This is a genomic window from Amycolatopsis sp. NPDC031561, assembly GCF_055580625.1.
Map to the genome: position 1 here is coordinate 174,029 of NZ_JBVILA010000003.1, position 24,914 is coordinate 198,942.

General features: G+C 69.2%; 26 protein-coding genes. 13 read left to right on the forward strand and 13 right to left on the reverse strand.

Going from position 1 to position 24,914, the window contains the following annotated elements; genetic code table 11:
* Positions 1-135 precede the first annotated feature (135 nt).
* Together ACZ5IK_RS09960 and ACZ5IK_RS09965 are read left to right on the forward strand one after the other, a co-directional pair.
* The gene (locus ACZ5IK_RS09960; protein ID WP_465487380.1) at positions 136-1,425 is read left to right on the forward strand and encodes an O-acetylhomoserine aminocarboxypropyltransferase/cysteine synthase family protein; all 1,290 of its coding nucleotides are present in this window, start codon (positions 136-138) and stop codon (positions 1,423-1,425) included.
* Positions 1,422-1,898: a CoA-binding protein gene (locus ACZ5IK_RS09965; protein WP_101609665.1), complete on the forward strand. Its 477-nt coding sequence runs from the start codon at positions 1,422-1,424 to the stop codon at positions 1,896-1,898. Before ACZ5IK_RS09960 ends, ACZ5IK_RS09965 begins: the two co-directional genes overlap by 4 nt.
* A gap of 3 nt (positions 1,899-1,901) precedes the next feature.
* Here the strand turns inward: ACZ5IK_RS09965 and ACZ5IK_RS09970 are convergent, their stop codons facing one another.
* Positions 1,902-4,019 (reverse strand): DNRLRE domain-containing protein, encoded by a 2,118-nt coding sequence (locus ACZ5IK_RS09970; RefSeq protein WP_465487381.1) that lies wholly within the window; start codon positions 4,017-4,019, stop codon positions 1,902-1,904.
* Between the two features lie 107 nt (positions 4,020-4,126).
* Between ACZ5IK_RS09970 and ACZ5IK_RS09975 the strand changes: the two genes are divergently transcribed.
* A complete protein-coding gene (locus ACZ5IK_RS09975) occupies positions 4,127-4,303 on the forward strand; it encodes a hypothetical protein (protein WP_465487382.1) in 177 nt (58 codons plus the stop codon).
* Between the two features lie 70 nt (positions 4,304-4,373).
* Here ACZ5IK_RS09975 and alc read toward each other — a convergent pair whose 3' ends face one another.
* Entirely contained in the window at positions 4,374-5,390 is a 1,017-nt protein-coding gene (gene alc / locus ACZ5IK_RS09980; protein WP_465487383.1) for an allantoicase, read from the reverse strand.
* 1 nt (position 5,391) lies between these two features.
* On the reverse strand, positions 5,392-6,720 hold the full coding sequence (gene allB, locus ACZ5IK_RS09985; RefSeq protein WP_465487384.1) for an allantoinase AllB: 1,329 nt from the start codon (positions 6,718-6,720) through the stop codon (positions 5,392-5,394).
* Positions 6,721-6,823: 103 nt separating this feature from the next.
* Between allB and ACZ5IK_RS09990 the strand changes: the two genes are divergently transcribed.
* The 4 genes from ACZ5IK_RS09990 to pucL are packed head-to-tail and all read left to right on the forward strand — an operon-like array spanning position 6,824 to position 9,049.
* Entirely contained in the window at positions 6,824-7,300 is a 477-nt protein-coding gene (locus ACZ5IK_RS09990; RefSeq protein WP_465487385.1) for a helix-turn-helix domain-containing protein, read from the forward strand.
* A 58-nt stretch (positions 7,301-7,358) separates the two neighbouring features.
* Complete coding sequence (uraD, locus tag ACZ5IK_RS09995; protein ID WP_465487386.1) at positions 7,359-7,850, forward strand: 2-oxo-4-hydroxy-4-carboxy-5-ureidoimidazoline decarboxylase; 492 nt, start codon at positions 7,359-7,361, stop codon at positions 7,848-7,850.
* Positions 7,847-8,164: a hydroxyisourate hydrolase gene (gene uraH / locus ACZ5IK_RS10000; protein ID WP_465487387.1), complete on the forward strand. Its 318-nt coding sequence runs from the start codon at positions 7,847-7,849 to the stop codon at positions 8,162-8,164. Before uraD ends, uraH begins: the two co-directional genes overlap by 4 nt.
* A gap of 6 nt (positions 8,165-8,170) precedes the next feature.
* Positions 8,171-9,049, forward strand: coding sequence for a factor-independent urate hydroxylase (pucL, locus tag ACZ5IK_RS10005; RefSeq protein WP_465487388.1), 879 nt, complete (start codon positions 8,171-8,173; stop codon positions 9,047-9,049).
* Here the strand turns inward: pucL and ACZ5IK_RS10010 are convergent.
* Both ACZ5IK_RS10010 and ACZ5IK_RS10015 read right to left on the reverse strand, forming a co-directional pair.
* On the reverse strand, positions 9,046-10,566 hold the full coding sequence (locus tag ACZ5IK_RS10010; protein WP_465487389.1) for an alpha/beta hydrolase: 1,521 nt from the start codon (positions 10,564-10,566) through the stop codon (positions 9,046-9,048). The genes pucL and ACZ5IK_RS10010 overlap by 4 nt on opposite strands.
* A 115-nt stretch (positions 10,567-10,681) precedes the next feature.
* Positions 10,682-11,680 carry an SGNH/GDSL hydrolase family protein gene (locus ACZ5IK_RS10015; RefSeq protein WP_465487390.1) on the reverse strand — a complete coding sequence of 333 codons (999 nt, stop codon included), beginning with the start codon at positions 11,678-11,680 and terminating at the stop codon, positions 10,682-10,684.
* Positions 11,681-11,812: 132 nt separating this feature from the next.
* Here ACZ5IK_RS10015 and ACZ5IK_RS10020 point away from each other — a divergent pair, with 132 nt between their 5' ends.
* Both ACZ5IK_RS10020 and ACZ5IK_RS10025 read left to right on the forward strand, forming a co-directional pair.
* Complete coding sequence (locus ACZ5IK_RS10020) at positions 11,813-12,382, forward strand: TetR/AcrR family transcriptional regulator (protein WP_465487391.1); 570 nt, start codon at positions 11,813-11,815, stop codon at positions 12,380-12,382.
* Between the two features lie 109 nt (positions 12,383-12,491).
* Entirely contained in the window at positions 12,492-13,181 is a 690-nt protein-coding gene (locus ACZ5IK_RS10025; protein ID WP_465487392.1) for a hypothetical protein, read from the forward strand.
* A gap of 60 nt (positions 13,182-13,241) precedes the next feature.
* Here the strand turns inward: ACZ5IK_RS10025 and ACZ5IK_RS10030 are convergent, their stop codons facing one another.
* The 7 genes from ACZ5IK_RS10030 to ACZ5IK_RS10060 are packed head-to-tail and all read right to left on the reverse strand — an operon-like array spanning position 13,242 to position 20,574.
* Complete coding sequence (locus tag ACZ5IK_RS10030) at positions 13,242-13,613, reverse strand: allophanate hydrolase-related protein (RefSeq protein ID WP_465487393.1); 372 nt, start codon at positions 13,611-13,613, stop codon at positions 13,242-13,244.
* A complete protein-coding gene (locus tag ACZ5IK_RS10035; protein WP_465487394.1) occupies positions 13,604-15,046 on the reverse strand; it encodes an NCS2 family permease in 1,443 nt (480 codons plus the stop codon). The genes ACZ5IK_RS10030 and ACZ5IK_RS10035 overlap by 10 nt, the downstream gene beginning before the upstream one ends.
* A 34-nt stretch (positions 15,047-15,080) precedes the next feature.
* Complete coding sequence (locus ACZ5IK_RS10040) at positions 15,081-15,575, reverse strand: nucleoside deaminase (RefSeq protein WP_020630619.1); 495 nt, start codon at positions 15,573-15,575, stop codon at positions 15,081-15,083.
* Between the two features lie 34 nt (positions 15,576-15,609).
* Positions 15,610-17,901, reverse strand: coding sequence for a xanthine dehydrogenase subunit D (gene pucD / locus ACZ5IK_RS10045; RefSeq protein WP_465487395.1), 2,292 nt, complete (start codon positions 17,899-17,901; stop codon positions 15,610-15,612).
* Positions 17,898-19,247: an 8-oxoguanine deaminase gene (locus ACZ5IK_RS10050; protein WP_465487396.1), complete on the reverse strand. Its 1,350-nt coding sequence runs from the start codon at positions 19,245-19,247 to the stop codon at positions 17,898-17,900. Before ACZ5IK_RS10050 ends, pucD begins: the two co-directional genes overlap by 4 nt.
* A complete protein-coding gene (locus tag ACZ5IK_RS10055) occupies positions 19,244-19,714 on the reverse strand; it encodes a (2Fe-2S)-binding protein (protein WP_465487397.1) in 471 nt (156 codons plus the stop codon). The genes ACZ5IK_RS10050 and ACZ5IK_RS10055 overlap by 4 nt, the downstream gene beginning before the upstream one ends.
* On the reverse strand, positions 19,705-20,574 hold the full coding sequence (locus ACZ5IK_RS10060; protein WP_465487398.1) for an FAD binding domain-containing protein: 870 nt from the start codon (positions 20,572-20,574) through the stop codon (positions 19,705-19,707). Before ACZ5IK_RS10060 ends, ACZ5IK_RS10055 begins: the two co-directional genes overlap by 10 nt.
* A gap of 136 nt (positions 20,575-20,710) precedes the next feature.
* Between ACZ5IK_RS10060 and ACZ5IK_RS10065 the strand changes: the two genes are divergently transcribed.
* Genes ACZ5IK_RS10065 through ACZ5IK_RS10080 form a run of 4 tightly spaced genes read left to right on the forward strand, consistent with a single transcriptional unit; the run spans position 20,711 to position 23,766 of the window.
* On the forward strand, positions 20,711-22,132 hold the full coding sequence (locus ACZ5IK_RS10065; RefSeq protein WP_465487399.1) for a PucR family transcriptional regulator: 1,422 nt from the start codon (positions 20,711-20,713) through the stop codon (positions 22,130-22,132).
* A gap of 1 nt (position 22,133) precedes the next feature.
* Positions 22,134-22,616, forward strand: coding sequence for a MarR family winged helix-turn-helix transcriptional regulator (locus ACZ5IK_RS10070; RefSeq protein WP_465487400.1), 483 nt, complete (start codon positions 22,134-22,136; stop codon positions 22,614-22,616).
* Positions 22,617-22,652: 36 nt separating this feature from the next.
* Complete coding sequence (locus tag ACZ5IK_RS10075) at positions 22,653-23,255, forward strand: DsbA family protein (RefSeq protein ID WP_465487401.1); 603 nt, start codon at positions 22,653-22,655, stop codon at positions 23,253-23,255.
* A gap of 10 nt (positions 23,256-23,265) precedes the next feature.
* Positions 23,266-23,766: a GNAT family N-acetyltransferase gene (locus ACZ5IK_RS10080; protein WP_465487402.1), complete on the forward strand. Its 501-nt coding sequence runs from the start codon at positions 23,266-23,268 to the stop codon at positions 23,764-23,766.
* On the opposite strand, the gene ACZ5IK_RS10085 is transcribed toward ACZ5IK_RS10080, so the two are convergent.
* The gene (locus tag ACZ5IK_RS10085) at positions 23,738-24,910 is read right to left on the reverse strand and encodes an epoxide hydrolase family protein (protein ID WP_465487403.1); all 1,173 of its coding nucleotides are present in this window, start codon (positions 24,908-24,910) and stop codon (positions 23,738-23,740) included. The genes ACZ5IK_RS10080 and ACZ5IK_RS10085 overlap by 29 nt on opposite strands.
* Positions 24,911-24,914 lie beyond the last annotated feature (4 nt).

A 24,914-nucleotide genomic window follows, 5' to 3' on the forward strand; every position in this document is an offset into this window, starting at 1 on the left:
GAAACCCTCTGTTTTTTCTTGGGGGGTGGGGGGGGCAAGGAAAAAAAAACAAAAAAAAGAAAAAAACCCCCGACCAGCGGGTCACGTGCTGGGAACGATGGTCACGGGGTGGGACGCGAGGTAGCGTCGGGCGCGATGAGTGAACGCACCTGGGGCTTCCGCACCCGCGCCCTGCACGCGGGCGGGACGCCCGACCCGGCGACCGGCGCCCGCGCCGTGCCCATCTACCAGACCACGAGCTTCGTCTTCGAGGACGCGGCCGACGCGGCGAACCTGTTCGCGCTGCAGAAGTACGGCAACGTCTACAGCCGCATCGGCAATCCGACGGTCGCGGCCTTCGAGGAACGCCTGGCCAGCCTCGAAGGCGCGATCGGCGGTGTCGCCACGAGCAGTGGCCAGGCAGCCGAGTTCCTCACCTTCTCCGCGCTGGCCGAGGCCGGGGACCACATCGTCTCGGCGGGCGGGCTCTACGGCGGGACGGTCACCCAGCTCACCGGCACGCTGCGGCGCTTCGGCATCGAGACCACCTTCGTCAGCGGAGACCGCATCGAGGACTACGCGGCCGCCGTCACCGACCGGACGAAGCTGATCTTCACCGAGGTCATCGGCAATCCCGGCGGCGCGATCGCCGACCTCGCCGGGCTGGCCGAACTCGCGCATTCACAAGACATCCCGCTGGTCGTCGACGCCACCCTCGCGACGCCGTACCTGTGCCGTCCGATCGAGCACGGCGCGGACATCGTGCTGCATTCCGCGACGAAGTTCCTCGGCGGGCACGGCACCACGCTCGGCGGGGTGGTCGTCGAATCCGGGAAGTTCGACTGGGGCAACGGGAAGTTCCCGAGGATGACCGAGGCCGTCGAGAGCTACGGCGGCCTGAAGTACTGGGAGAACTTCGGCGAGTACGCCTTCTGCACCCGGCTGCGCGCCGAGCAGTTGCGCGATATCGGCGCCGTCCTCTCCCCGCACTCGGCCTTCCTTCTGCTGCAAGGGGTCGAGACCCTGCCACAGCGGATGGACGCCCACATCGCCAACGCGCGGGCCGTCGCGGAGTACCTCGCCGCGGATCCGCGCGTGGCCTGGGTGAACTACGCGGGCCTGCCGGATCACCCGCATCACGACCGGGCGCGGAAGTACCTGCCCGCCGGGCCCGGTGCCGTGTTCTCCTTCGGCGTCGACGGCGGCCGAGCGGCCGGGGAAACGTTCGTGAACTCCGTCGAACTGCTGTCGCATCTGGCGAATGTCGGGGACGCGCGGACGCTGGTCATCCACCCGGCGTCCACCACGCACCAGCAGCTTTCCGAGGACCAGCTGCGTGCGGCGGGCGTCGGCGCGGACCTGATCCGCCTGTCGATCGGCCTGGAAGACGTCGACGACATCCTGTGGGATCTCGACCAGGCACTCGGCAAGGCGGTGGCGGGATGAGCTACGACGTCGGCGCGGTCGAACGCCGCCGCCTCCTCTCGCGGACGAAGTCCGTGACCATCGTCGGCGCCTCGAACAATCCGGCGAGGCCGAGCTACTTCGTCGCGACGTACCTGCTCTCCTCCAGCGAGTACCAGGTCAACTTCGTGAACCCACGGCTGGACGAACTCCTCGGGCGGCCGGTGTACCCGTCGCTGGCCGACGTGCCGGGCGAGGTCGACCTGGTCAGCGTGTTCCGCAAGCACGACGACCTCCCCGGCGTCGCCGAGGAGGTCGTCAGGGCCGGAGCGCGCACGCTCTGGCTGCAATTGGGCCTGTGGCACGAACCCGTCGCCGATCAGGCCAAGGAAGCCGGACTGGACGTGGTGATGAACCGCTGCGTCAAGATCGAGCACGCCCGGTTCGCCGGTGGGCTCCACCTCGCCGGTTTCAACACCGGCGTGATCAGTTCCCGCCGCCAGTCCGCTCCCTGACCGCTATTCCGCCGCCGTGTTCACCGTGAACGGCAGCCATCCGACGGTGACACCGTTCGCCGGCGACACCGGCATCCGCCAGTTCTGGCAGCCGCGTCCCGGGACGCGGTCCCAGATGAACAGCGGCGCCCCCTGGCCCGCGGTGCAGCCCTGGTCCAGCAGTTTGCCCGCGTTCTGGACGGCGTACCGGTACACCCCGGTGCCGACGCCCTGCGGTTCGATCGTCCACTTCTGGCACGCGCCCGCGACGCGGTCGTAGGTGGTCACCGGGTTCCCGCTCGCCGTACTGCAGCCGGTGTTGTCCAGCACCTGCCCGGAATGCTTGGCGCGGAACTGGTAGTAGCCGTCGCCGGTGCCCCACGGGAAGAACTTCTGGCAGTCCGCGCCGTTCGACGGCCACTGCTGGACTTTGGTCCCGTTGTTCCAGCCGCACGCGGCGACGTCGGCGTAGAGGCCGCTCGACACCGCTTGCAGCGAGACCCAGGCGTCGTCGCCGAACTCCCCGCCCGGGTCGAAGGTGGTCGCCCGGAACCGGTAGTTGTGGCCCTCCTGCAACAGTCCCGGCGGCGCCGTCCACGTCGCCGTGGTGCCGGACGGGACGTCCCACTGCCAGAAGTCCCCGATCATCGTTTCGCCTTCGTAGACATAGAAGACAGCGGTGACGTTGCCGCCGTCGGGGTCCGTCGGCGTGAAGCGCAGCGTCGGCGTCAGTGACTTCGTGTAGGTGACGCCGCCGGAGTCGACGCGATCCGAGATGTCGTGCCCGGCGGCGGGATTCGGCCGCTGGTTCCGGTACGTCACCTCGAGGTACGGCGACTTGCCGCCTTCACTGGACGAGAACTTCTTCCAGCCGGACGAATCCGCCTCGTTCTCCGCCTTCAGCAGCATCGAACCGGTCGTGACCCCGGCGCCCGCCCAGGCGCCGATCAGGTTCCCGATCGGCGTCCGGACCCAATCGGCCGCACAAGCCGCGCTGTAGCCGCGGGTCGCGTTCGTCGTCGCCCAGCGGGTGTTGGGAGCCGGCTGGTTCGCCCAGCGGGTACCGGTGCCCACCAGCGCGGTGTCCCAGATCTCCCAGTTGCGCGGCGAGCACGAGTAGGAGTGGTTGCCCCACAGGGCCAAAGTGGCCGATTCGATCTCCGCGCCCCGGAACCGCGACACGTCGAAGTGGAGATACGACCGGGCCTTCGTGGCCCCGCCGTCGTAGGTGCCGATGCGGAGTTCGGTGGCACCCGACTGGTCGGTGGTGGCGATGTTCGACTGCGTGAAGGTGTCGAAGTTCGTCCACACCGAAACGCCGGGGTCGACGATGACCGGATAGGCGCGCGCCGGGTCGGCGAAGTAGCCCGCGTCCGGCGTCACGTTCAGGCCGAGGGTCCCCCGCTCCTTGGCCGACACGACTTTGCCGACCTTCACCTTCGCGGCCGGGTCGCCGCTGCGCTGGTCGATCCGCGAGTCCCACATCTCGGCGGCGGGCACGCTGCCCACCACGTCGCCGGACGCCGTGACGAGCGCCGTGTTCCCGTCCGCGTCGGTGCGCGGCGTGAGCCCGGTGGCCCGCAGCGGGAGGGCGAACGTCAGCGCGCGATCGGGACGGCGCTTGACGACGAAGAACTGCTCGAACCCGGTCCGCGTGGCCTTGACCTGCAGGTCGACGCCGGGCTGGACCTCCGGATAGGTGGCGACCTCACCGGTGAGCACCGGTTCGGGCAGCGCGCCCGGGTACTGCAGGGCGACCTTCCCGTCCCGGCTCTGCACGGTGGCGAGATCCCCGCTCTTGCCGTTCGCGCCCGTCAGCACGAGGTCACGTGGATGTGCCTTCGGCCGGACGAGGCCGTCGGCGCTCTTCACCAGCGTCAGGTCGACCGGGACCCAGTCGCCGCCGCGCCGGACGTGGACCGGGCCGCCGTGCACCTGGGTGGTGCGGGAGCCGTCGGGATTGGCGAAGGTGGCCGAGTTCTCCGTACGCTCGGAGAGGATCTCGACCGGCTTGTTCTGCGATCGCGCCACCGTTTCGGGTGACGTCGCTTGCGCGGGAGCGGCGAACACGGCGCTCCCGGCCAGGCACGCGGCAACGAGCGCGAGGCCCCGCCGCGGGATTCTCCGGGTTTCAGCTTGCACTTCGATCTCCCCAGCCGTGGGTGACAAGTTGACACATTGCTTACGCATGTCACATCCACGGGGTTGCCCGCCGCTCGAAAAAATCCGGCCGCGTGAGAGGGTGCGGTATGGCCAAACCGACTCCGCTGCAGCTCAGGAACATCGTCATGGCATTGCTCATGGTCGGTGCCCTGGTATGGAACCTGTCCATCGGCGGCGCTTGGTGGCTCACCGCGATCTTCTCGGTCGGAACCGTCCTCTCGCTGCTCTCCGCGTACCTGAACCGGCCCGGCGCCCGCCCCTGATCCCCCGCGTTTCGTCCTCTAGTTGCGGTAGTTGGCAGTGCGAACCACCGCAACTAGAGGACGAATCGCGTCAGGGGCGAGAGGCCTCGAAGCGCGAAGCGAGGTCCTCACGACCTCGGTCGGTCAGGGCACCGAAGAGGCGTAGGCGCGCCATGCCGCCGTCGGGATAGATGTCGAGACGGACTTCGGTCACCTCAGGTCCCGAAGCGAGCGCGAACCGGTGCCGCGTATCCGGCTGCAGGCGGGTCTTCGGCAGCAGCTCGACCCATTCGCCGTCGCCGTCCCGCCCGCTCAACGCCGCCCAGCCGGGCGCGTTGCCCTTCAGGTTGCTGTTGTCCAGCTCGGCGAACCGGACGACACCCGCGCCGGCGAGCCGGACGGTGACCCAGTCGTTCCCGTCGTCACGGCGGCGGGACGTCTCCCAGCCCTCGGCCTGGTGCGCGGCGAGCCCGGGCGAGAAGAGGTTGTTGGGCGAGGAATAGAACATGTCGCTGCATCCGGTGACGACCGCGCCGTTCTCCAGCGCAGCGAGGTCCAGCGCGCCGAGGTCGAGCAGGCGCGGATCCGGGATCGGCGTCCCGTGCACCCGCAGCCGGGCGACGCCGCCGTCCGGGTGCATGGTCAGCCGGACGTGCGTGTAGCGCTTGCTCCCGCCGACCTCGAAGAAGTTCTCCGTGTGACCCGAGGCCGCGCCGCGTTTGACCAGCACATCCCAGTCGGCTTCGGATACTTCGGCCGCGCTCGGATAGCCCTCGACGGCGCACGCCTCGACCGAGACGAACGGCGGGTAGTTCCCCTTGAAGAACGCGGTGTCCACGACGACGCCGGTGATCGCGCCCGCCACGCCGAGCCGGACGACGGCCTGGTCGTCTCCGGGCTCACGGTGCCGCCGGGTCTCCCAGCCGTCGTAGACCTGCCCCTTGGGACCGAAGGTCTCCGCCCGATGCGCGGGCGTCCAGGGATTGACCAGGTTCTCCTTCTCGGCGAACAACTCGTCCGTCGCCCACATCACGGTCCCGCCGAACTTGCGCGAGGCCAGATCGGGCAGGTTTGTCCACTCAGGACGGTCGTTCACGGTCTCCTCCATCTCAGCAGTCACCCCGGGTCAGCAGGACGCCTGCCGGGTCGTCACCGGTGATCTCCTTGCCGCGCAACCACGTGCTACGCACGACACCGGCGAGCGGACGTCCGTGGTAGGCGCTGACCGGGTTGCGGTGCTTCAATTTCGCGACGTCGACGACGAACGCATCGTCGGGCGCGAACACGCTGAAGTCGGCGTCATAGCCCGGCGCGAGGTGGCCCTTGCGGCGCATCCCCGCCTGCGCGGCCGGATGTTCGGCCATCCAGCGGACGACGTCGGTGAGCGCGAACCCGCGCTGCCGCGCCTGCGTCCAGACCGCGGGCAGACCGAGTTGCAGTCCGGCGATCCCGCCCCACGCGAGCCCGAAATCGCCGCTGTCGAAGCGTTTCAGCTCCGGCGTGCACGGCGAATGGTCGGTCACGACGCAGTCGATGACGCCGTCCGCGAGGCCCTGCCACAGCAGTTCGCGGTTCCCGGCCTCACGGATCGGCGGGCAGCACTTGAACTGCGTCGCCCCGTCGCCGATCTCCTCCGCGGTGAAACTCAGGTAGTGCGGACAGGTCTCGGCGGTCAGCCGGACGCCGTCGCGCCGCGCGCTCTCGACCATCGGCAGCGCGTCCGAAGAGGACAGATGCAGGATGTGCGCGCGCACGCCGGTCTTCCTGGCGAGTTCGATGACCTGCGCGATCGCCACGTTCTCCGCGCCACGCGGCCGCGAGTGCAGGAAGTCCTCGTACTTCTCGCCGTGCGGATCGGGCGCGTGATCGATCGCGTCGGAGTCCTCCGCGTGCACGATGATCATGCCGTCGAAGGTCCGCAGTTCGGTCATCGCCTCTTCGAGCCCGCGCGCGTCCAGCGGCGGGAACTCGTCGACACCGGAGTGCAGCAGGAACGACTTGAAGCCGAACACCCCGGCCTCGTGCAGCCCCCGCAGATCCGCCAGATTGCCCGGGATGGCACCGCCCCAGAATCCGACGTCGACGTGCACGCGCCCCTCGGCGGTCTTGCGCTTCACCTCCAGCGCCGCGACGTCGACCGTCGGCGGCAGGCTGTTCAGCGGCATGTCCACGATCGTGGTGACCCCGCCCGCCGCGGCCGCGCGGGTCGCCGAAGCGAAGCCCTCCCATTCGCTGCGCCCCGGATCGTTGACGTGCACGTGGGTGTCCACGAGACCCGGCAGCAGGACGACGTCCTCGCCGAGTTCGAGCACCCGATCGCCGTCCAGTGCTGCTCCGGCGGGCTCCACCGCGACGATGCGGCCATCCTCGATGCCGATGGTCGCGGGTACTTCTCCGGCGGCCGTCACAGCTCGGGCGGCCTTGATCACCAAGTCCATTGATACTCCCAATTTCCACTGAGTGGAATCGAGGTTTCGCACTCCGACATTAACTCCGGCCACCCTGCTCGTCAATGAACCTCGGCGGCGCTACCTTCGCTGAGTGCAGTTAGAAGCCGAGTTCACCAGCGAACCGTTCCACGGCGAAGGCCCGCCACCCGAGCATGCCGTCAAAGCACGCGACACGGCGGAAGAAGCGGGCCTCTCGGCCGACTTCGGCCCGCTCGGCACCCTCGTCCGCGGCGACGCCGACACCCTGCTCGACGCGCTCCCCGCCATCGCCAGGGCGGCGCTGAACGGAGGCGCGACCCGCGTGACCCTCCAACTCCGGCAGGTCGGCGACGACGCGGGCGAGCCGGCCGTCGAACTGCACAGCGCGCTCGCCCGGCTCATCGGCGACGTCGAACGCGAACTGGGCGGCAAGCTCGACACCCTCGACCGCGCCGCCAAGCAGCGCGCGGTGCGGCTGCTCAAGGAACGCGGCGCGTTCGGCCTCCGCAAATCGGTGTCGACCGTCGCCGAAGCACTGGGGGTCACGAGGTTCACGGTCTACAACTACCTCAACCGCGACCAAGACTGAAGGGTGAATTCAACAAAATGTTGACGGAGGCGGATCCGTCGCCGTACCGTCGGTTCCCGTGCCGCTCACCATTCGAGAGTTCGACCAGGCACCCGCTCAGGACGTCCGGCCGGTGCTGACAGCCTGTCTCGACGTCCCGCGCTGGGTGGAAACCCTGCTGGCCAGGCGCCCTTACGCCGACCTGGCCGCCCTGCTCGCCGCGTCCGAGTCGCTGACCCCGCTGCGCCCCGACGAGATCCGGCAGGCGATGGCCGCCCATCCCCGGATCGGGGAGAAATCGGGCGGCGAGAGCACCGAAGCCGGTTGGTCGCGCTCGGAACAGTCCGGTGTGGACGGTTCCGCCGCGCGTGAGTTCGCGGCGGCCAACGCCGAGTACGAAGCGACGTTCGGGCACGTGTTCCTGGTCTGCGCGAGCGGCCGGAGCGGCCCCGAACTGCTGGAAAACCTCCGTTCGAGGCTCTCGAACGATCCGGAGAAGGAACTCGAAGTGGCCGGTCAAGAGCTGGCCAAGATCGCCGCGCTGCGGCTGGAAAAGGCGGTGACGTCATGAGCCTGGTGACCACGCACATCCTCGACACCGCCGCGGGACGCCCCGCCCCCGGCGTCGGGGTCCGCCTCGAAACCGGCGCGGGCGAACCGATCGCCGACGGCCGGACCGACACCGACGGCCGGATCCGCGACCTGGGCCCGGAAACCCTGGACCCCGGGGTGTACCGGCTGGTCTTCGACACCGGCGCCCACCTCGGCCCGGACTCCTTCTTCCCCGAAGTCACCTTGACCTTCCGCATCGCCGACGGGACCGAGCACCACCACGTGCCGTTGCTGCTGAGCCCGTTCGCCTATTCCACCTATCGAGGGAGCTGATCGCCCGTGGCCATCACCCTGGGCCCCAACCAGTACGGCAAGGCCGAAGTCCGGCTCGTCACCGTGCGGCGCGAAGGCACCGTCCACCATCTCAAGGACCTCACCGTTTCGACGTCGCTGCGCGGCGACCTCGCGGCCACGCACCTCACCGGTGACAACGCCGACGTCGTCGCGACCGACACGCAGAAGAACACCGTCTACGCCTTCGCCAAGGAGGCCCCGGTCGGCGAGATCGAGGACTTCGCGCTCCGCCTCGGACGGCACTTCGTCGACTCGTTCGAGCACATCTCCGGCGCCCGGGTCCTGATCGACGAGCACGGCTGGAACCGCATCTCCGGGCATGACCACGCGTTCTCCCAGGCGGGCAGCGAAAAGCGCACGACCGCGGTGACCGTTCAGGACGGTCAGGCCTGGGTGGTGTCCGGTTTGGACGATCTCGTCGTGCTCAAGTCGACCGGTTCGGAGTTCCACGGCTTCCCGCGTGACGAGTACACGACACTGGCCGAGACGAACGACCGGATCCTCGCGACCGCCGTGACCGCTCGCTGGCGTTACCAAGGTGACGGCATCGACTGGACCGCGAGCCACGCCGAGGTCCGGCGGATCCTGCTGGAGACCTTCGCGGACAAGCACAGCCTCTCCCTGCAGCAAACGCTGTACGCGATGGGAGAGGCCGTGCTCGAGGAACGCGGAGAGGTCGCCGAAGTCCGGCTCTCACTGCCGAACAAGCACCATTTTCTGGTGGACCTTTCGCCGTTCGGCTTGAAGAACGACAACGAGGTCTTCTACGCCGCCGACCGGCCGTACGGCCTGATCGAGGGCGTGGTCCTGCGCGATGACGCGGAGGACGCAGGCATGGCTTGGCACACCCTCGCCGCTTTCTAAGGAACCGGCAGCGGCATCCCGGGAACGCTCTGGTCGGCGGGGACGGCCCCGTCGACCAGGTAGGCGTCCACGACCTTGTCCACGGCGGCGTTGCCGGTCGCGTAGAGCCCGTGGTCGCCTTCACCGGTGACCGTCAGCATCCGCGAGTTCGCGAACCCGGCGTGCGCCTTCCTGGCTCCCTCGATCGGCGTCGCCGGGTCGTGCTCGGACTGGACGATCAGCACCGGCGGGACCCCCTTGCCGTCCAGCTTCGGCAGCGGACGCGGTTGCTTGTCCCAGAACAGGCAGACCGAGGCGTTCAGCACGCCGCCGCCCGCCATGAGCAGTCCGCGGTCGAGGTTCCGCTGCGAGTCGCGGATCAGCGACTCGCGGGTCCCGGTGAACCGCCCTTCCCCGCAGAGGGTGTTCCAGAACGTGGCGTCCTGCGCGTCCGGGAAGTCCCCCGCGTCCTTGACCGCGGCGAGAGCGTCGGCCTTCGCCCCGTTCTCCAGCCCCGCCCGGACCTTGACCAGCAGGTCGGCCAGCGCCGGGAAGGATTCCTTCTTGTAGAGCATGTAGACCATCGCGTACTCGAGCTCCATCGGCCCGTTGCCGTTGAGCGGATGACGCGACAAGGTGTACCGGAGCCGCTCGTAGGCCTGCCGGACCTCTTCGCCGCTGGTGCCGAAGTGGTACTTGGCGTCGTAGCGCGCCATCCACGGCAGGAAGTCCTGCCGCCAGCGTCGTTCGAACCCGACCGCCTGCCGGTTGAACGAGTTCTGCCACGTCGTGGTGAACTCCGTCGAGGAGTCCAGCACGAACCGCCCTGTCCGCTGGGGGAACTGCTGCGCGTAGTGCGCGCCCAGCCAGGTGCCGCCCGAGTAGCCGACCCAGTTGATCTTCTCCCGGCCGAGCAGCACCCGGAGCAGGTCGAAGTCCTTGATCGTCTGGTAGGTGGTGATCAGCGGCCCGAGTTCACCACTGGCGGCCTGACAGGACTTGGCCACGTGTTCCGCGTTGGCCAGGATCTGGTTCAGGTTGCGCGGATCGCGGTCACGCGGGTCCAGCTGGCGGATGAGGTCGGCGCTGCCACGGCAGGTGACGTTGGTGCTCTTGCCGGTCCCTCGGACGTCGATGCCGATGACGTCCTGGTGTTGACGCAGCTTCTCCTGCCCTCGGAAGGTGACCGGGAACCAGCGACCGGCGCCACCCGGCCCGCCCGGGTTGGTGAGCACCGACGCCGTCGACGGCCCGGTCGACTTCAGCCTGCTGACCGCGATGGTCAGATCCTGCCGCTCCGCCGCGCGGTCCCAGTCGCGGGGCGTGCGGTAGGTCGCGCATTCGAGGCCGCCGATGTCGGTGCCCGGCGGCAACGTGATCAGCTCCTCCGCCGCGCAGGGATGCCAATCGAGTGTCTGGCCGGTGTAGCGGTCCGGGATGTTCGTCGTGTTCAGCGTGCTCGCCGAAGCCGGCAAGGCCCCGGCGAGCAACCCGCCCACGACCACCGGGATCACCCCGGCGGTCAATAGCCGCTTCATCTGCTGCCCCCTTCTTTCCTTGGTTTCCCAACGGCTCCCGACGCTAGGACCGGGCACACCGCGCGAACATCGACCGCAGGTAGCGCCGGAAGGTGAACCAAGGATTGAGGGACGGCTAGGTCCGCGGCACAAGTCCCGCCGCGGCGGCCTTCCGCTGGAGTTCGTCCGCGGTGGTCGCGTTCCGCGCGTCCGGCGCCTTCGCGGACGCCGCGGTGGTGCCGCCCAGCGCCTTGAAGACCAAGTCGGCTTCGGCCTTCATTCCCGCCGCGTACGGGTGGTACGCGACCGCGCGGAAGAGATTGGTGTCCTTGCCGCTGACCCACGCCGCGTCACCGGAGCAGGCGTCGTGGCCTCGGCTCGGCCCGTAGGTGTCGACGTAGCGGGCGCCCTGCTTCCGGGCGGCGGTGGAGACGGCCTTGTTGAGCGCGCGTTCGACCTCGTCGGCCCAGGCGTAGTCGCCGTCGGCGAACGGGACCACGCTGGGACAGTAGCCCTTCGACGGCACGATCCTCGGGTAGCCGACCAGCACGATGGTGGCGGCCGGCGAACGCTCACGGACGCCCTTGACGGCGCGTTCGAGGTTGCGCTGGGTGTTCGCGAGCGCCGCGAGCAGGGTGTCCTTGCCGTTGATCGTGAAGTGGTCCTTGCACGGCGAGCCGGTCGGGTCGTCGTCGCGCAGCTCGGGGCAGGTACCGATCAGGCTGCCGAAGACGCTGTAGTCGTTGCCGCCGATGCCGATGGTCACCAGGTCGGTGTCCAGGGTCAGCGCGTCGAACTGCGCGGGCACCGAACCGAGGGCGAGGCTCGGCGAAGGCACAGTCTGCGGGCTGGTCATGTTCGTGGTGTCCGCCGACGAGCAGCTGACGTCGGTGAACGCGCCCGGCTTGTAGTAGAGCCCGAGCTTGGTGGCCAGCCAGGCCGGATAGTTGTTGTTCGACCGGAAGCACCAGCTCGCCTGCTGCCACGGGATCAGCGGGCCCGCGGTGTACGAGTCGCCGAGGGCGACGTACTTGCGGAAAGCGGGGCTCTCCGCGGCGCTCGCCGGTGTCCCCAAACTCGCCAGGGAGACGACAGCCAGCAGCGTGGCGAGGACAAGTCGGGCGGTACGGCGCATGGCGACCTCGTGATCCGTCGTTGGACTACCGGCCGATCCTGACAAGTTCCCACCTCCGTCCACAATAGAAGTGAGCATCTTTCACGTTTCAGGGTGAGAACGGCACTTGATAGAACGCTCTATCATGGGAGCGTGACAGGAACGCGGGAACGCATCGTGAACGCCGGCGCCGAGCTGCTGAGGCGCAACGGGTACACCGGCACCGGGGTGAAGCAGATCGTCGAGGCCGCGAAAGCGCCGTTCGGCTCGCTCTACCACTTCTTCCCCGGCGGCAAGGAGCAGCTCGGCGAGGAGGTCATCCGCACCTCCGGGATGATGTACCTCGCGCTGTTCGAGATCTTCTTCGCCGAAGAGCCGGACCTGATCCACGGTATCGAAGCGTGCTTCGCGAGCGCTGCCGAGACACTCCAGGCGACGGACTACGCCGACGCGTGCCCCATCGCGACGGTCGCGCTGGAGGTCGCGAGCACCAACGAAAAGCTGCGGATCGCGACGGCCGACGTCTTCACCGCGTGGATCGAGACAGGCACCGAGAAGCTGGGCAAGTACGGCCTCGAACCCGTGGCGGCGCGCCAGCTCACGATCGCGTTGGTGAACAGTCTCGAAGGGGCGTTCGTGTTGAGCCGATCGCTGCGTAACACCGAAGCGCTCGAGGTCGCGGGGGTCTCGTCGGTCGCGTTGGCGCGCACGCTGCTCCCTTGATGCGTGAAGCACCGACGGCCGGTTGCTGAACTCCGGGGTTTCTCCGCAACGCACAACGGCTTCCGATCGACCTAGCGGTCGTCAACGCCGAATTCCGTTTGGGGAGCACATGATCATCAGGAAGCTCGTGATCGGCACCATCGCGGCCGCCGCCCTGCTGACCGCCGTCGCGGTACCCGCGACCGCCGCCGAGGTCCAGCCGTCCACCCTCACCACGACCACCAGCAGCACGAAGATCGACGCCGGGAAGACCGTCACGATCTCCGGGAAGCTCAAGAAGGCCGACGCCACCCCGATCGCGGGCGCCGAGGTGGGTATTTCCTTCTGTTTCAACGGCTTCTGCGGCGAGCCTCAGGCCAAGCCAGTCACCGATGCCGCTGGCGCCTACAGCGCGACGCTCACCCCGATCCGCACCGGCAACTACCACGCCGACTTCTTCTCCACCGACGCGGCGGTCGCGAACTCGCAGGCCGACACCCCGAAGATCGTCGTGCTCCACCCGGCGAAGATCACCTCGTTCGCGGCGGGCCGCGGTGCGGCCAAGGCCGTGACCGGCTCCGGCACGATCGACTTCCCCGGCCAGTACACCGCGAACCCGATCCCGGTCGAGCTCCAGTACTTCTCGCTCAGCACCTACCGGTGGACCACGGCGGCGACGGTGGACGCCACCTGGAACGGCACCACCTGGGCCTACGCGGCATTGGCCGAACACCGCAAGCCCGGTGTCTGGCGGGCCTTCTACGCGGGCACGCCCGAGATGTTCCACGCGGCGGCGAGCGACCTCGTCTTCGTGCTCTGACCGGTTCCGTGAAGGCCTCCTTCCCTACCCTGAGAGTAGGAAGGAGGCCTTCACGGACCGCTAGCGGGACGCCAGGTAGGCCCGCCAGTCGCCGACCTCGGAGATGTCCGTCAGCTCGTCGGAGTCCACAAAGGACGAACGCAGCACGGTTGCGAGGCAGGACGCGCCGTCCTCCAGTTCGATGACGCCCAGTTCCAGTTCCGGTGGCTCCGCGGGGACGAGATGGTCACGCAACACCGAAAGCGGCAGGTCGTAGACCTCCCCGACGACGGAGCTCGATCCGCCTTCGTACATCGCTGGGAACCGGTCCCCCACCGAGAAGTAGTGGTACTTCGGCGCGGATCGGGCCACGCAGCACAACGGCGCGCCCTGCAACTGTTCGTGCAGCGGGCCGCCGCGCATCCCGCCGCCGTTGAGGAACATCAGAACCACGACATGATCCCTTCGATCCCGAAGTACACCCCGAACACCGCGGCCAGGATCCCGAGGATCCAGCCGATCTCGCGGACCTTGCCCTTGCAGATCTTGATCAGCACGTAGGCGACCAGCCCGGCGCCGATGCCGTTGGTGATCGAGTAGGTGAACGGGATCAGCGCGATGGTCAGGAACACCGGGATCGCGAAGTCCAGGTCCCGCCAGGGGATCCGCGCGCACTGGGCCATCATCATCCCGCCGATGACCACCAGCGCGGGCGCCGCGGCCTGCGCCGGGACGACCGCCGCGATCGGGGTCAGGAACAGGGTCGCGGTGAACAACCCGCCGGTGACGATGCTCGCCAGGCCGGTCCGCGCGCCTTCACCGACGCCCGCCGCAGACTCCAGGAAGACCGTGTTCGGCGCCGATCCGGTGACCCCGCCCGCGAGCGCGCCCGCGCCGTCGACCAGCAGGATCCGGCCCATGCCTTCGACCTTGCCGTCCTTGACCAGCCCGGCTTCCTCGGAGACCGAGGTGATCGTGCCCATCGCGTCGAAGAACCCGGAAAGCACCAGCGTGAACAGGAAGACCGCCGCGGTCACCGCCCCCGCCGACGCGAAGCCGCCGAACAGGTCGATGTCCCCCAGCAGACTGAAATCGGGATGGGCCACGACCTGGTCGGGCACCTTGGGTTCGACCAGTCCCCAGCCGTCGACCTCGAACACGCTGTTGACCAGCACCGCGAGCCCGGTCGCGACGGCGATGCTGATCAGCACCGCGCCCGGAACGCCGCGGCTCACGAGCACGATCATCAGCAGCAGCCCGAGGCAGAAGATCGCGATCGGCCAGCCTTCGAGATGGCCGGCGATCCCCATCCGCACCGGCACGGTCGACTGCGCGGAGTCGGGTGTCCGCGTGACGAATCCGGCGCTGACCAGGCCGACCAGCGCGATGTAGAGCCCGATGCCGACGGTGATCGCGACCTTGAGCGGCATCGGGATCGCGTTGATGATCCGTTCCCGGATCCCGGAAACCGCCATGAACACGATGCAGACGCCTTCGAGGACGACGAGCCCGAAGGCCTGCGCCCACGTCATGGTCGGCGCCATCTGGAAAGCGACGACGCCGTTGACGCCGAGGCCCGCCGCGAGTGCCAGCGGCGCGTTGCCCACGAATCCCATCAGGATCGTGGTGACGCCCGCCGCCAGCGCGGTCGCGGTGGTGATCGCCTCGGTGCTCAGCCGCGCGCCGGTGATGTCCGCCGACGCGCCGAGGATGAGCGGGTTGAGCAGCACGATGTAGCACATCGCGACGAAGGTGGTGATCCCGCCGCGCACCTCGCGGCCGACCGTGCTGCCGCGGTGGGAGATCTTGAACCAGCGGTCGAGCCCGGACAGCCGCCTCGGCTCGGACGAGGGCAGATGGGGACGCTCTGTACCTAATTGGGTCATGCCTACTCCACAACGTTGTGGGGCGGGAAGAAACTCAGTAAGCCTTCTTGTCGGGTTTCGACAGCCAGGCCTGGAAAGGCGCGAAAGAGTCCGGAAGGGACAGTTGGCCGACGGGTAGTGACCAGGTCTCGCGCGGGCGGGAAAAGAGGTCGTAGAACTCGCGGTCGTCGAAGCCCGCCTCGGCCGCGTCGTGGCGGTCCGCGGCGTAGACGACCTTGCCGACACGCGCCCAGAGCGCGGCGGAAAGGCAGAGCGGGCAAGGCTCGCAGGAGGTCACGAGGACGCAGCCGTCGAGTTTGTAGTCGCCGATCGCCTGGCAGGCCGCGCGGATCGCGACCACCTCGGCGTGCGCCGTCGGGTCCAGCGTCGGCGTCACCTGGTTGGTCCCGGTGGCCAGCACCGAACCGTCCCGGACGATCATCGCGCCGAACGGGCCGCCGCCGCGTTCGACGTTCGTGGTGGCCAGCTGGACGGCTTCGGCGAGCCATTTCTGCTCGTCGGACTCCGAAATGGACAGACGGGTACCCACGGATGTGCTCCTAGTTCGAAAAAGTACGGGTTTCTCAGGTGCCGGTGAGGTGTTCGGGGCGCACCGGGACGCGGGGCAGCGCCAGCCCGGTGGCCGCGCGGATGGCCGCGACGATCGCCGGGGTGGAGGAGATCGTCGGCGGTTCGCCGACCCCGCGCAGACCATACGGCGCGTTCGGATCGGGCCGCTCCAGGACGTCGATGTCCATCGGCGGCATGTCCAGCACGGTCGGGATCAGGTAGTCGGTGAACGACGGGTTGCGGATCTTCCCGTCGACGGTCTGGATCTCCTCCATCACCGCGAGTCCGAGGCCCTGCGCGGAGCCGCCCTGGATCTGGCCGAGCACCGCCTGCGGGTTGAGCGCCTTGCCGACGTCCTGCGCGCAGTCGAGCGCGACGACCTTGATCAGCCCGAGTTCGGTGTCGACGTCCACGACCGCGCGGTGCGCCGCGAAGCCGTACTGGACGTGCGCGTTCCCTTGCCCTGTCTCGGGATCGATGGGTGTCGTCGGGCGGTGACGCCATTCGACGACCTCGTCGAAGACCTCGTCCCCGAGCACGTCCGCGAGGTCGGCGAGCACACTGCCGTCGGCCCCGACGACCTTGCCGCCGACGACGTTCAGCTTCCCGTCCGCGGCGAGTTTGCCCGCCAAGTGCTTGTGCAGGCCGGATCGCACCGCGACGCACGCGGCCTGGACCGCGCCGCCGGTGACGTAACTCTGCCGCGAGGCCGACGTCGAACCGCCGTTGCCGATGTTGGTGTCCATCGGCAGGATCGTCACCTGCTCGATGCCGAGTTCGGTCCGCACGATCTGCTGCATGATCGTCACGAGCCCCTGTCCGACCTCGCAAGCGGCGGTGTGCACGGTCGCCGCGGGTTCGCCGCCGACGAGCTGCAGCCGCACACGGGCCGTCGAGTAGTCGTCGAAGCCCTCGGAGAAGCAGATGTTCTTGATGCCGACCGCGTACCCGATCCCCCGGACGACACCTTCGCCGTGCGTGGTGTTGGAGACGCCACCGGGCATCCGGCGCAGATCCAGTTCTTCGTGTGCGACAGGCAAGGGCTTGGCGCGCAGGCGTTCCAGCAGTTCGGCCACCGGGGCGGCCGAGTCGACCACCTGCCCGGTCGGCATGAGACTGCCTTCCTCCATCGCGTTCAGGATCCGGATGTCGACCGGGTCGATGCCGCAGGCTTCCGCGAGCTTGTCCATTTGGGACTCGTACGCGAACCCCGCCTGCACCGCGCCGAAGCCGCGCATCGCGCCACAAGGCGGGTTGTTCGTGTACACGCCCCAGCAGTCGACCGAAGCACTGTCCACATTGTACGGTCCGACGCCGAGCGTGGCCGCGTTCGCGACCACCGCGCCGGTGGACGAGGCGTACGCGCCGCCGTCCAGGTACAGCTTCGCCTTCACATAGACGAGCCGGCCGTCCTTGTCCGCGCCGTGCTCGTAGTACATCTTCGCGGGGTGGCGGTGCACGTGGCCGTAGAACGATTCCTCGCGGTTGTAGACCATCTTGACCGGCTTGCCGGTGTGCAGCGCCAGCAAGCACGCGTGGACCTGGATCGAAAGGTCCTCGCGGCCGCCGAACGCGCCGCCGACCCCGCCGAGCGTCAGCCGTACCTTGTCCTTGGGCAGGCCCAGCGCGGCCACGATCTGCTGCTGGTCGACGTGAAGCCATTGCGTGGCGACGTAAAGGTCGACACCGCCTTCGGTGTCCGGGATCGCCATACCCGACTCGGGCCCGAGGAAGGCCTGGTCCTGCATGCCGACTTCGTAGACACCGGACACCACGACGTCGGCCTCGACCGACTGATCACCGTGCCGGATCTTCGCGTATCTCACGACGTTCCCGCCGGGGTGCAGCTCGGCGCCCTCGCCGGCGGCGGCCTTCTCGGAATCCGTCACCGGTTCGAGGACCTCGTAGGCGACCTTGATCCGCTTCATCGCGCGGCGCGCCGTCTCGGGGTGGTCCGCGGCGACGAGCGCGACGGGCTCGCCCTGGTAGCGCACGACGTCGACGGCGAGCACAGGCTGGTCGGTGTGCTCCAAGCCGTACTTGTTCACGCCCGGAACGTCTTCGTGGGTCAGCACCGCGTAGACCCCTTGCACGGCAAGGGCGTCGGTGATGTCGATGCCGGTGATCCGCGCGTACGGATGCGGGCTGCGCAGCGTCGCGCCCCACAGCATGTCCTCGTGCCACAGGTCCGAGGAGTAGGCGAACTCGCCGCGCACCTTGACCGTGCCGTCCGGGCGGCGCGGGCTCGCGCCCACGCCGTTGTCCGTGGCGGTCGCGGTCTGCTTGGAGACTTCGGTGGAGGTCATAGCGTCTCCCTCAGCCGGGCACCGGCCACGGCCAGCTCGCGGGCGATCTCGTCTTCGGATTCCTCGCGCAGCGTCCCGCCGGTCACCACGGTCGCGCCGCCGACGAACAGCCGCGCGATCGGCGGGGTGGCGCCGAGCACCAGCGCGGCGACCGGGTCGGTGATCCCCGCGTAGTTCAGCCCGTTCAGGTCCCAGACCGCGAGGTCGGCGAGTTTGCCCGCCTCGATCGAGCCGAGGTCCTTCTCCCGGCCCAAGCAGCGCGCGCCGCCCATCGTGCCCATCCACAGTGCCTCGCGCGTGGTCAGCGCACGCGGTCCGCCACGCTGTCGCGCCTGCAACAGCGACTGGTGCAGCTCTTCGCCGAGGCCGCCGGATTCGTTGGACGCGGCGCCGTCGACGCCCAGCCCGACCGCCACCCCGGCGTCGAGCAGCTGCCGGACCGGCGCGATCCCGGCGCCGATCCGCCCGTTCGACGTCGGGCAGTGCGCCGCGCCGGTGCCGGTGGCGCCCATCCGCCGGATCGCGTCCGGGGCGAGGTGGATCGAGTGCGCGAGCCAGACGTCGTCGGCCAGCCAGCCGAGTTTGTCGGCGTACTCGGCCGGGGTGCAGCCGACCTCGGCGAGGCACTGCTTCTCCTCGTCGACCGTCTCGGCGAGGTGCGTGTGGAGACGGACTCCCTTGCGCCGCGCCAGTTCCGCCGCGCCGGTCATCAGCCGCTCGCTCACCGAGAACGGTGAGCACGGCCCGGCCGCGATCTGCAGATGCGCGCCCGCGGAGCCGTCGTGGAACCGGTCGATCGCGGCCTCGGTACCGAGCAGCGCGGCCTCGGTCTCCTCGACGAGGTTGTCCGGCGGCAGCCCGCCCTGGGACTCGCCGCGGTCCATCGAGCCGCGGACGACGTGCAGCCGCACGCCGACGCGGATCCGCGCGGCGGCGAGGGCCTCGACCTGGTCGCCGCCGTCGCGCGGGAAGACGTAGTGGTGGTCGGCGACGGTGGTGCAGCCGGTGGTCGCGAGCCGGGTGAGCCCGGCGGTGGCCGCCGCGTGCGTGATCTCGGCGTCGAGCCTGCCCCAGATCGGGTACAGCGCGACGAGCCATTCGAAGAGCGTGTGGTCGGCGGCGAGGCCGCGCGTGGCCCACTGGTAGAGGTGGTGATGGGTGTTGATCAGCCCGGGCGTGACGAGGTATCCGGAGCCGTCGACGCGTTCGTCGTAGTCGTCCTGGGGAGCCCTGCCCGCGCCGACCGCCGCGATGCGGTCGTTCTCGATGACGACGTGGCCCGAGGCGTGTTCGGTGCCCTCGCCGTCGACGGTCGCGATCGCGGCGTTCTCGATGACGGTCTTCACGAGGTCTCTCCCCTGGTCGCGGCCAGCCGGACGGCGTCGAGGATCTTCTCGTACCCGGTACACCGGCACAGGTTCCCCGCCAGCGCCTCGCGGATCTCCTCGTCGGCCGGGTTCTCGACCCGGTTGAGCAGATCGTGCGCGGCCACCACGAGGCCGGGCGTGCAGAAGCCACATTGGACGGCGCCCGCGTCCACAAAGGACTGCTGGACCCTGTCCAGCTTGTCGCCGTCGGCGAGCCCTTCGACCGTACGGACCTCGCGGCCCTCGACCTGACCGGCCGCGACCAGGCACGAACACACCGGGACTTCGTCGAGGTACACCGTGCAGGACCCGCATTCGCCCTGTTCACAGGCGTTCTTGGAGCCCGGGAGGCCGAGCCGCTCGCGGAGCACGTACAGCAGGCTTTCGCCCTCCCAGACGTCGTCGGCCTGCCGGGACTCGCCGTTGATCGTCACGTTCACGCGCACTCGCGTTCACCCTTCTGGAAGTCGTTCCACGCCCAGGTCAGTGTCCGCCGCGCCAGGACGGACAACGCGTGTTTGCGGTAGTCGGCGCTGCCGCGGACGTCGTCGATCGGCGACGACGCCTCCGACACCAGCTCACCGAACCGGCGTTTGACCGAATCCGTGATCGAAGCCTTGGTGGACCAGGGAAGTTCGGCGGAGAGGAGTTCTTCGGCGGCGGTCGCCCGGCGCGGGGTCGGCGCGGCCGAGCCGACGGCGGCGCGGACCTCACGGGTGCCGAGGTGCAGGGCGACCGCGAACGAGCAGACCGCGATGACCATCGCGTTGCGCGTCCCGACCTTGGCGAACTGCTGCGGGCCGACCTCGGCGGGCAGGTACACCGCGGTGATCAGCTCGTCGGGTTCGAGGGCGTGGCGTTTGACGCCGAGATAGAACTCCTCGGCCGGGATCCTCCGCGTCCCGCGTACCGACGCGGCCTCGATCTCGGCGCCGAGCACGAGCAGCACGGGATGCGTGTCACCGGCGGGCGACGCGGCGCCCAGATTCCCTCCGACGGTGCCGCGGTTGCGGATCTGCGGCGACCCGACGGTGCGCGACGCCATCGCCAACGCGGGCAGAACTTCACCCAGCTCAGCGATCACCCGGACGTAGGGCACGGACGCGCCGAGCCGGATCTCGCCGTCGGCCTCGGTCCACTCGGCGAGTTCGGTGACGCGGTTGAGATCGAGCAGCGCGCCGGGACGGCGGTGGTCGAAGTTGAGCTCCACCATGACATCCGTGCCACCCGCGATGGGCACCGCGTCGGGTCGCTCGGCCTTGACGGCGAGCGCCTCGGTCAGCGAGCTGGGGCGCAGGAAATCCACTCTCGGGCTCCTCGGTTCGGCGGCGTTCTGTGACGGTTGACTCAGTAGACGCCCTGCGCCCGTATGGCGGCAACGGTGCCGAAGCATGAAATCTCCCCTGCACGCACCTGTCGTTTTGTGCTTTCCTACAAACCTGATGACGACCGTGAAAACTCTGCTCGCGCTTCCCGGGTTGCGCTTGCGCGTCCGCGCCGGGACGGCACTGCTCGACCGTCCGGTCTCCCGGATCTTCGTCACCGAACTGCCCGATCCCGGGCGGTACGTGTCGGCGGGCGAACTCGTCCTGAGCGGGTTGCTGTGGTGGCGCGGGCCGGGTGATTCCGAGGCCTTCGTCGCCGCGCTGGCGAAGGCCGGGGCCGTGGCGCTGGCGGCTTCCGGAGCGGATTCCGACGGGATCCCCGAAGACCTCGTCGAAGCGTGCACACGGCACCGGATCCCGTTGCTGGAAGTGCCGACGGACCTGTCGTTCTCGGTCGTCACCGAACGCGTCGTGCTGGCGCTGGCCGCGGCCGGGGAAGGCGCTCGCAAACGTTTGCTTTCAGCCGCGACCGAAAACGCGTCGGTGGATTCGCTGCTGGACCGGGCCCGCGCCGAGATCGGCCTCCCCTGCTGGGTGGTGCCCGCCGTCGCGCCGGCCGAACTGGTGGGGCGCTTCGTCGCCGCGGGCGGTCGCGCCCTGGAGGCGGAAGACGTCTCCGTCCGGCCGGTCGGCGGCAGGCAGGCGCTGCCGTGGCTGCTCGCGATCGGTGGCGCGCTGACCGCCGCGCAGGCGGAGATCGCCGAAGAACTCGCCGGGCTGATCGGACTCGCGCGGACCAGGGCGGACGAGGTCCGCGCGGTCACCGACAGGGTGCTCGAACCGTTGCTGGCCGCACTCGACGAGGGAAGCGATCCGCACGCGGCGCTGACCGCGACCGGACTGCGCGGCGATCTGCGCGTCGTCGTCGCCCGCACCGAGGGATCCGAAGCGGCGCGCGGCATCCTGACCGAACTGCTGCCGCCGGGCGCCCTCGTCGGACCCGCCGGGGAGACGACCTGGGCGCTGGCCGAGGACGACGGCGAGTGGCCGGAAGACTGGCCCGCCACCGTGACGGCCGCGTTGACCGCAGTGGAATCGCTGCTGCCGTGCCGCCGGGTGCTGATCGGGATCAGCGACCGTTCCCCGGTTTCGATGCTGCGGGGCGCGAAGGAGGTCGCGCGCTACGCGCTGGCCGCGGCGGCGGAACGGCCGGGCACGGTCGAGGTCGTCCCCGGCGGCGAGATCGGCATGCACCGGCTGCTGCTCGCGGGCGCGCCCGACGAACTCCGGGCGGCGTTGCGGCGGCGGGTGCTGGGCCCCCTTCTGAGCTACGACGCGGAGCAGGGCACCGATCTGGTGCACACCCTGCGCGTCTTCCTCGAATGCTCCGGCTCGCCGACGCGGGCCGCGCGGGAACTGCACGTCCACGTCAACACCTTGCGGTACCGGATCGGGCGGGCGAGCGAACTGCTCGGCGCCGATCTGACCGAGTTCACCGAACAGCTCGACGTCTATTTGGCCTTGTCGGCAGGGAGCTGAAATGGGCATCACCACGGCGAAAGAAGCCGCCTACGACCCGCGTGTGGTCGCTTTCGGGCGGATGATGGGCGCGGCGAACCGGCTCGAATACCTGCTCGGCCGCGCGCTGGAGGCCGAATGCGGGATCTCGCACCTGATGTTCGAAGTCCTGCTGATCGTCGGCAGGGCCGGTGAGTCCGGGATGAGCATGCGCGCGATCGCGCAGGAGCAGGTATTGACCACCGGCGGCGCGACCCGGCTGGTCGACCGGATGACGATCCTCGGCCTGGTCGTGCGCGCCTCCGACGCCGAAGACCGCCGCGTGCAACTCGTGCGGCTGACCGAGACGGGCGAGGAGACGACCGTGCGGGCGGCGCGGGTGCACGTCGAGAACATCCAGCGGCTCTTCCTCGACCCGCTTCCCGCGGACCATCGCGAACAGTTCACGCAGGACCTCCGGACGCTGAGCCATTCCGCACGTGACGCACTCCCCAAGCTCCGGTAGGAATATCTGACTCGTCAGGCATCGTTGGGTCTGGTCATGAGGCTCATCTATGTCTTCGACGCGTACTGCGGCTGGTCCTACGGCTTCGCCAGGACCATGGCCGACGTCGCGCACCGGCATCCGGACCTGCCGGTCGAGGTGGTGTCCGGCGGCCTGTTCATCGGCGGGCGCCGGGTGCCGATCCGGCAGTTCGGCCACGTCCAAGGAGCCAACGCCGAGATCACCCGCCGGACCGGGGCCCCGTTCGGGGAGAGCTACGAACGGCTCATCGCGGACGGCGAGTTCGTCATGGACTCCGAAGCCGCCGCCTGCGGGATGGCGGCCTTGCGCGAAGTCGCGCCGGACCGCGCGGTGCGGCTCGCGGCCTTGCTGCAGGAGGCTTTCTACCTCGATGGGCTGAGCCTGTCCGACGTCTCGACGTATCGAGTGGTCGCGCAGCGGGCGGGTTTGGACGGGGACGCCGTCGAGGCCGCGCTGGACCGGGTTTCCGCGGCGGCCGATTTCCGGCGGGCACGGGACCTGGGGGTCACCGGATACCCGACCTTGCTGGCGGACGACGGGGAACGGGTGGTGACGCTGGTCGCCGGGAACGCGAGCGCGGACGAGGTGGAACGGCGGATCGGCGCGCTGGTTTCCTAGACTCCGTGTCATGCCTTTGACACTTCGGCCGGCGACCGCCGCGGACGCCGACGCCGTCGCGCGCATCTGGTACCACGGCTGGCAGGACGGCCATCTCGGCAACGTGCCCGACGAACTCGTCCGCGTCCGCACCCGCGATTCGTTCTGGGAACGAGCCGCGGACCGCGTCGGCGACACCGCCGTCGCCTTGGTGAACGGCGAAGTGGCGGGATTCGTGATGGTCGTCGGCGACGAGGTCGAGCAGGTCTACGTCTCGTCGGATCATCGCGGGAGCGGAGTGGCGGGCGCATTGCTCGCGGAGGCGGAACGGCTCGTGGGCGACGGCGGGCATTCACGCGCCTGGCTCGCCGTGGCACCGGGAAACGCGCGGGCGCGGCGGTTCTACGAGCGATGCGGGTGGGTGGACGAGGGCGAGTTCGACAACCAGGCGTCCGGTCCGGACGGGCCGATTTCGGTTCCCTGCCGTCGTTACGTGAAGACACTCACCGATGAGCGGCCAGCACTGCCGTGAGGCCCTCTCGCAGGTCGTTGACGAAATACCCCGGAACCTCCAGCGACGGGAAATGACCCCCGCTTTCGGGCGCCCTCCATCGGACGATCCGCCGGTATCGCTCCTGCGCCCAGGCGCGCGGATACTTCTCGATGTCGCGAGGATAAATAGTGATCGCCGACGGGACGTCGACCCGGAGCTCGGGATCGAGCGAGTTGTGACTTTCGTAGTAGATGCGTGCCGATGACGCGCCGGACCGCGTCAGCCAATACAGGGTGACGTCGTCGAGGATCCTGTCCCGGGAAATCGTCTCGAACGGGCTGTCCTCGGTGTCCGACCACTCGGCGAACTTGTCCAGGATCCAGGCGAGCAGCCCGACCGGTGAGTCGACGAGCGAGTAACCGATGGTCTGCGGCCGGGTCGCCTGCTGCTTCGCGTACGCCGCGCGGTGATGCCAGAAATCGTAGGTCTCCTCGGTCCACGCGCGCTCGGCCGCCGTCAGCCCGTCCGTGGTCATCCCGGGTGGCGACTCCGCGAACGTCGTGTGGATCCCGAGGACGTGCTCCGGGAACCTGCCGCCGAGAACCGTGGTGATGTTGCCTCCCCAATCGCCGCCATGGGCCAGGAATTCGCCGTAACCGAGCCTTCCCATCAGTTCCACCCACGCGGCAGCGATCTTCTCGGTGCCCCACCCGGTGCGAGTCGGCTTGTCGCTGTGACCAAAGCCGGGCAGTGACGGGACCACGACATGGAACGCCGGCGCGTCCGCGCCTTTCGGATCGGCCAGCTCGTCCACCACGTCGACGAACTCGGCGACGCTGCCCGGCCAGCCGTGCGTCAAGATCAGCGGAGTGGCGTCCGCACGCGCGGACCGGCGGTGCAGGAAGTGGATTCCCAGCTCGTCGATGACCGCGCGGAACTGGCCGATCCGGTCGAGGCGCGTTTCGAAGGAGCGCCAGTCGTACCCGGTGCGCCAGTAGTCCACGACCTCGACGAGGTCGGCGAGAGGAACGCCCTGGTCCCAGCGGCGAGGACCGGGCTCGGCGCGATGGACCGTCTCAGCCTCCGGCAACCGCGCCGCGGCCAGTCGCGCGCGCAGATTGTCGAGGTCGGCGTCGGTTGCTCGGGCTTCGAATGCTTGGACGTCGCTGGTCGGACGGGACATGAGA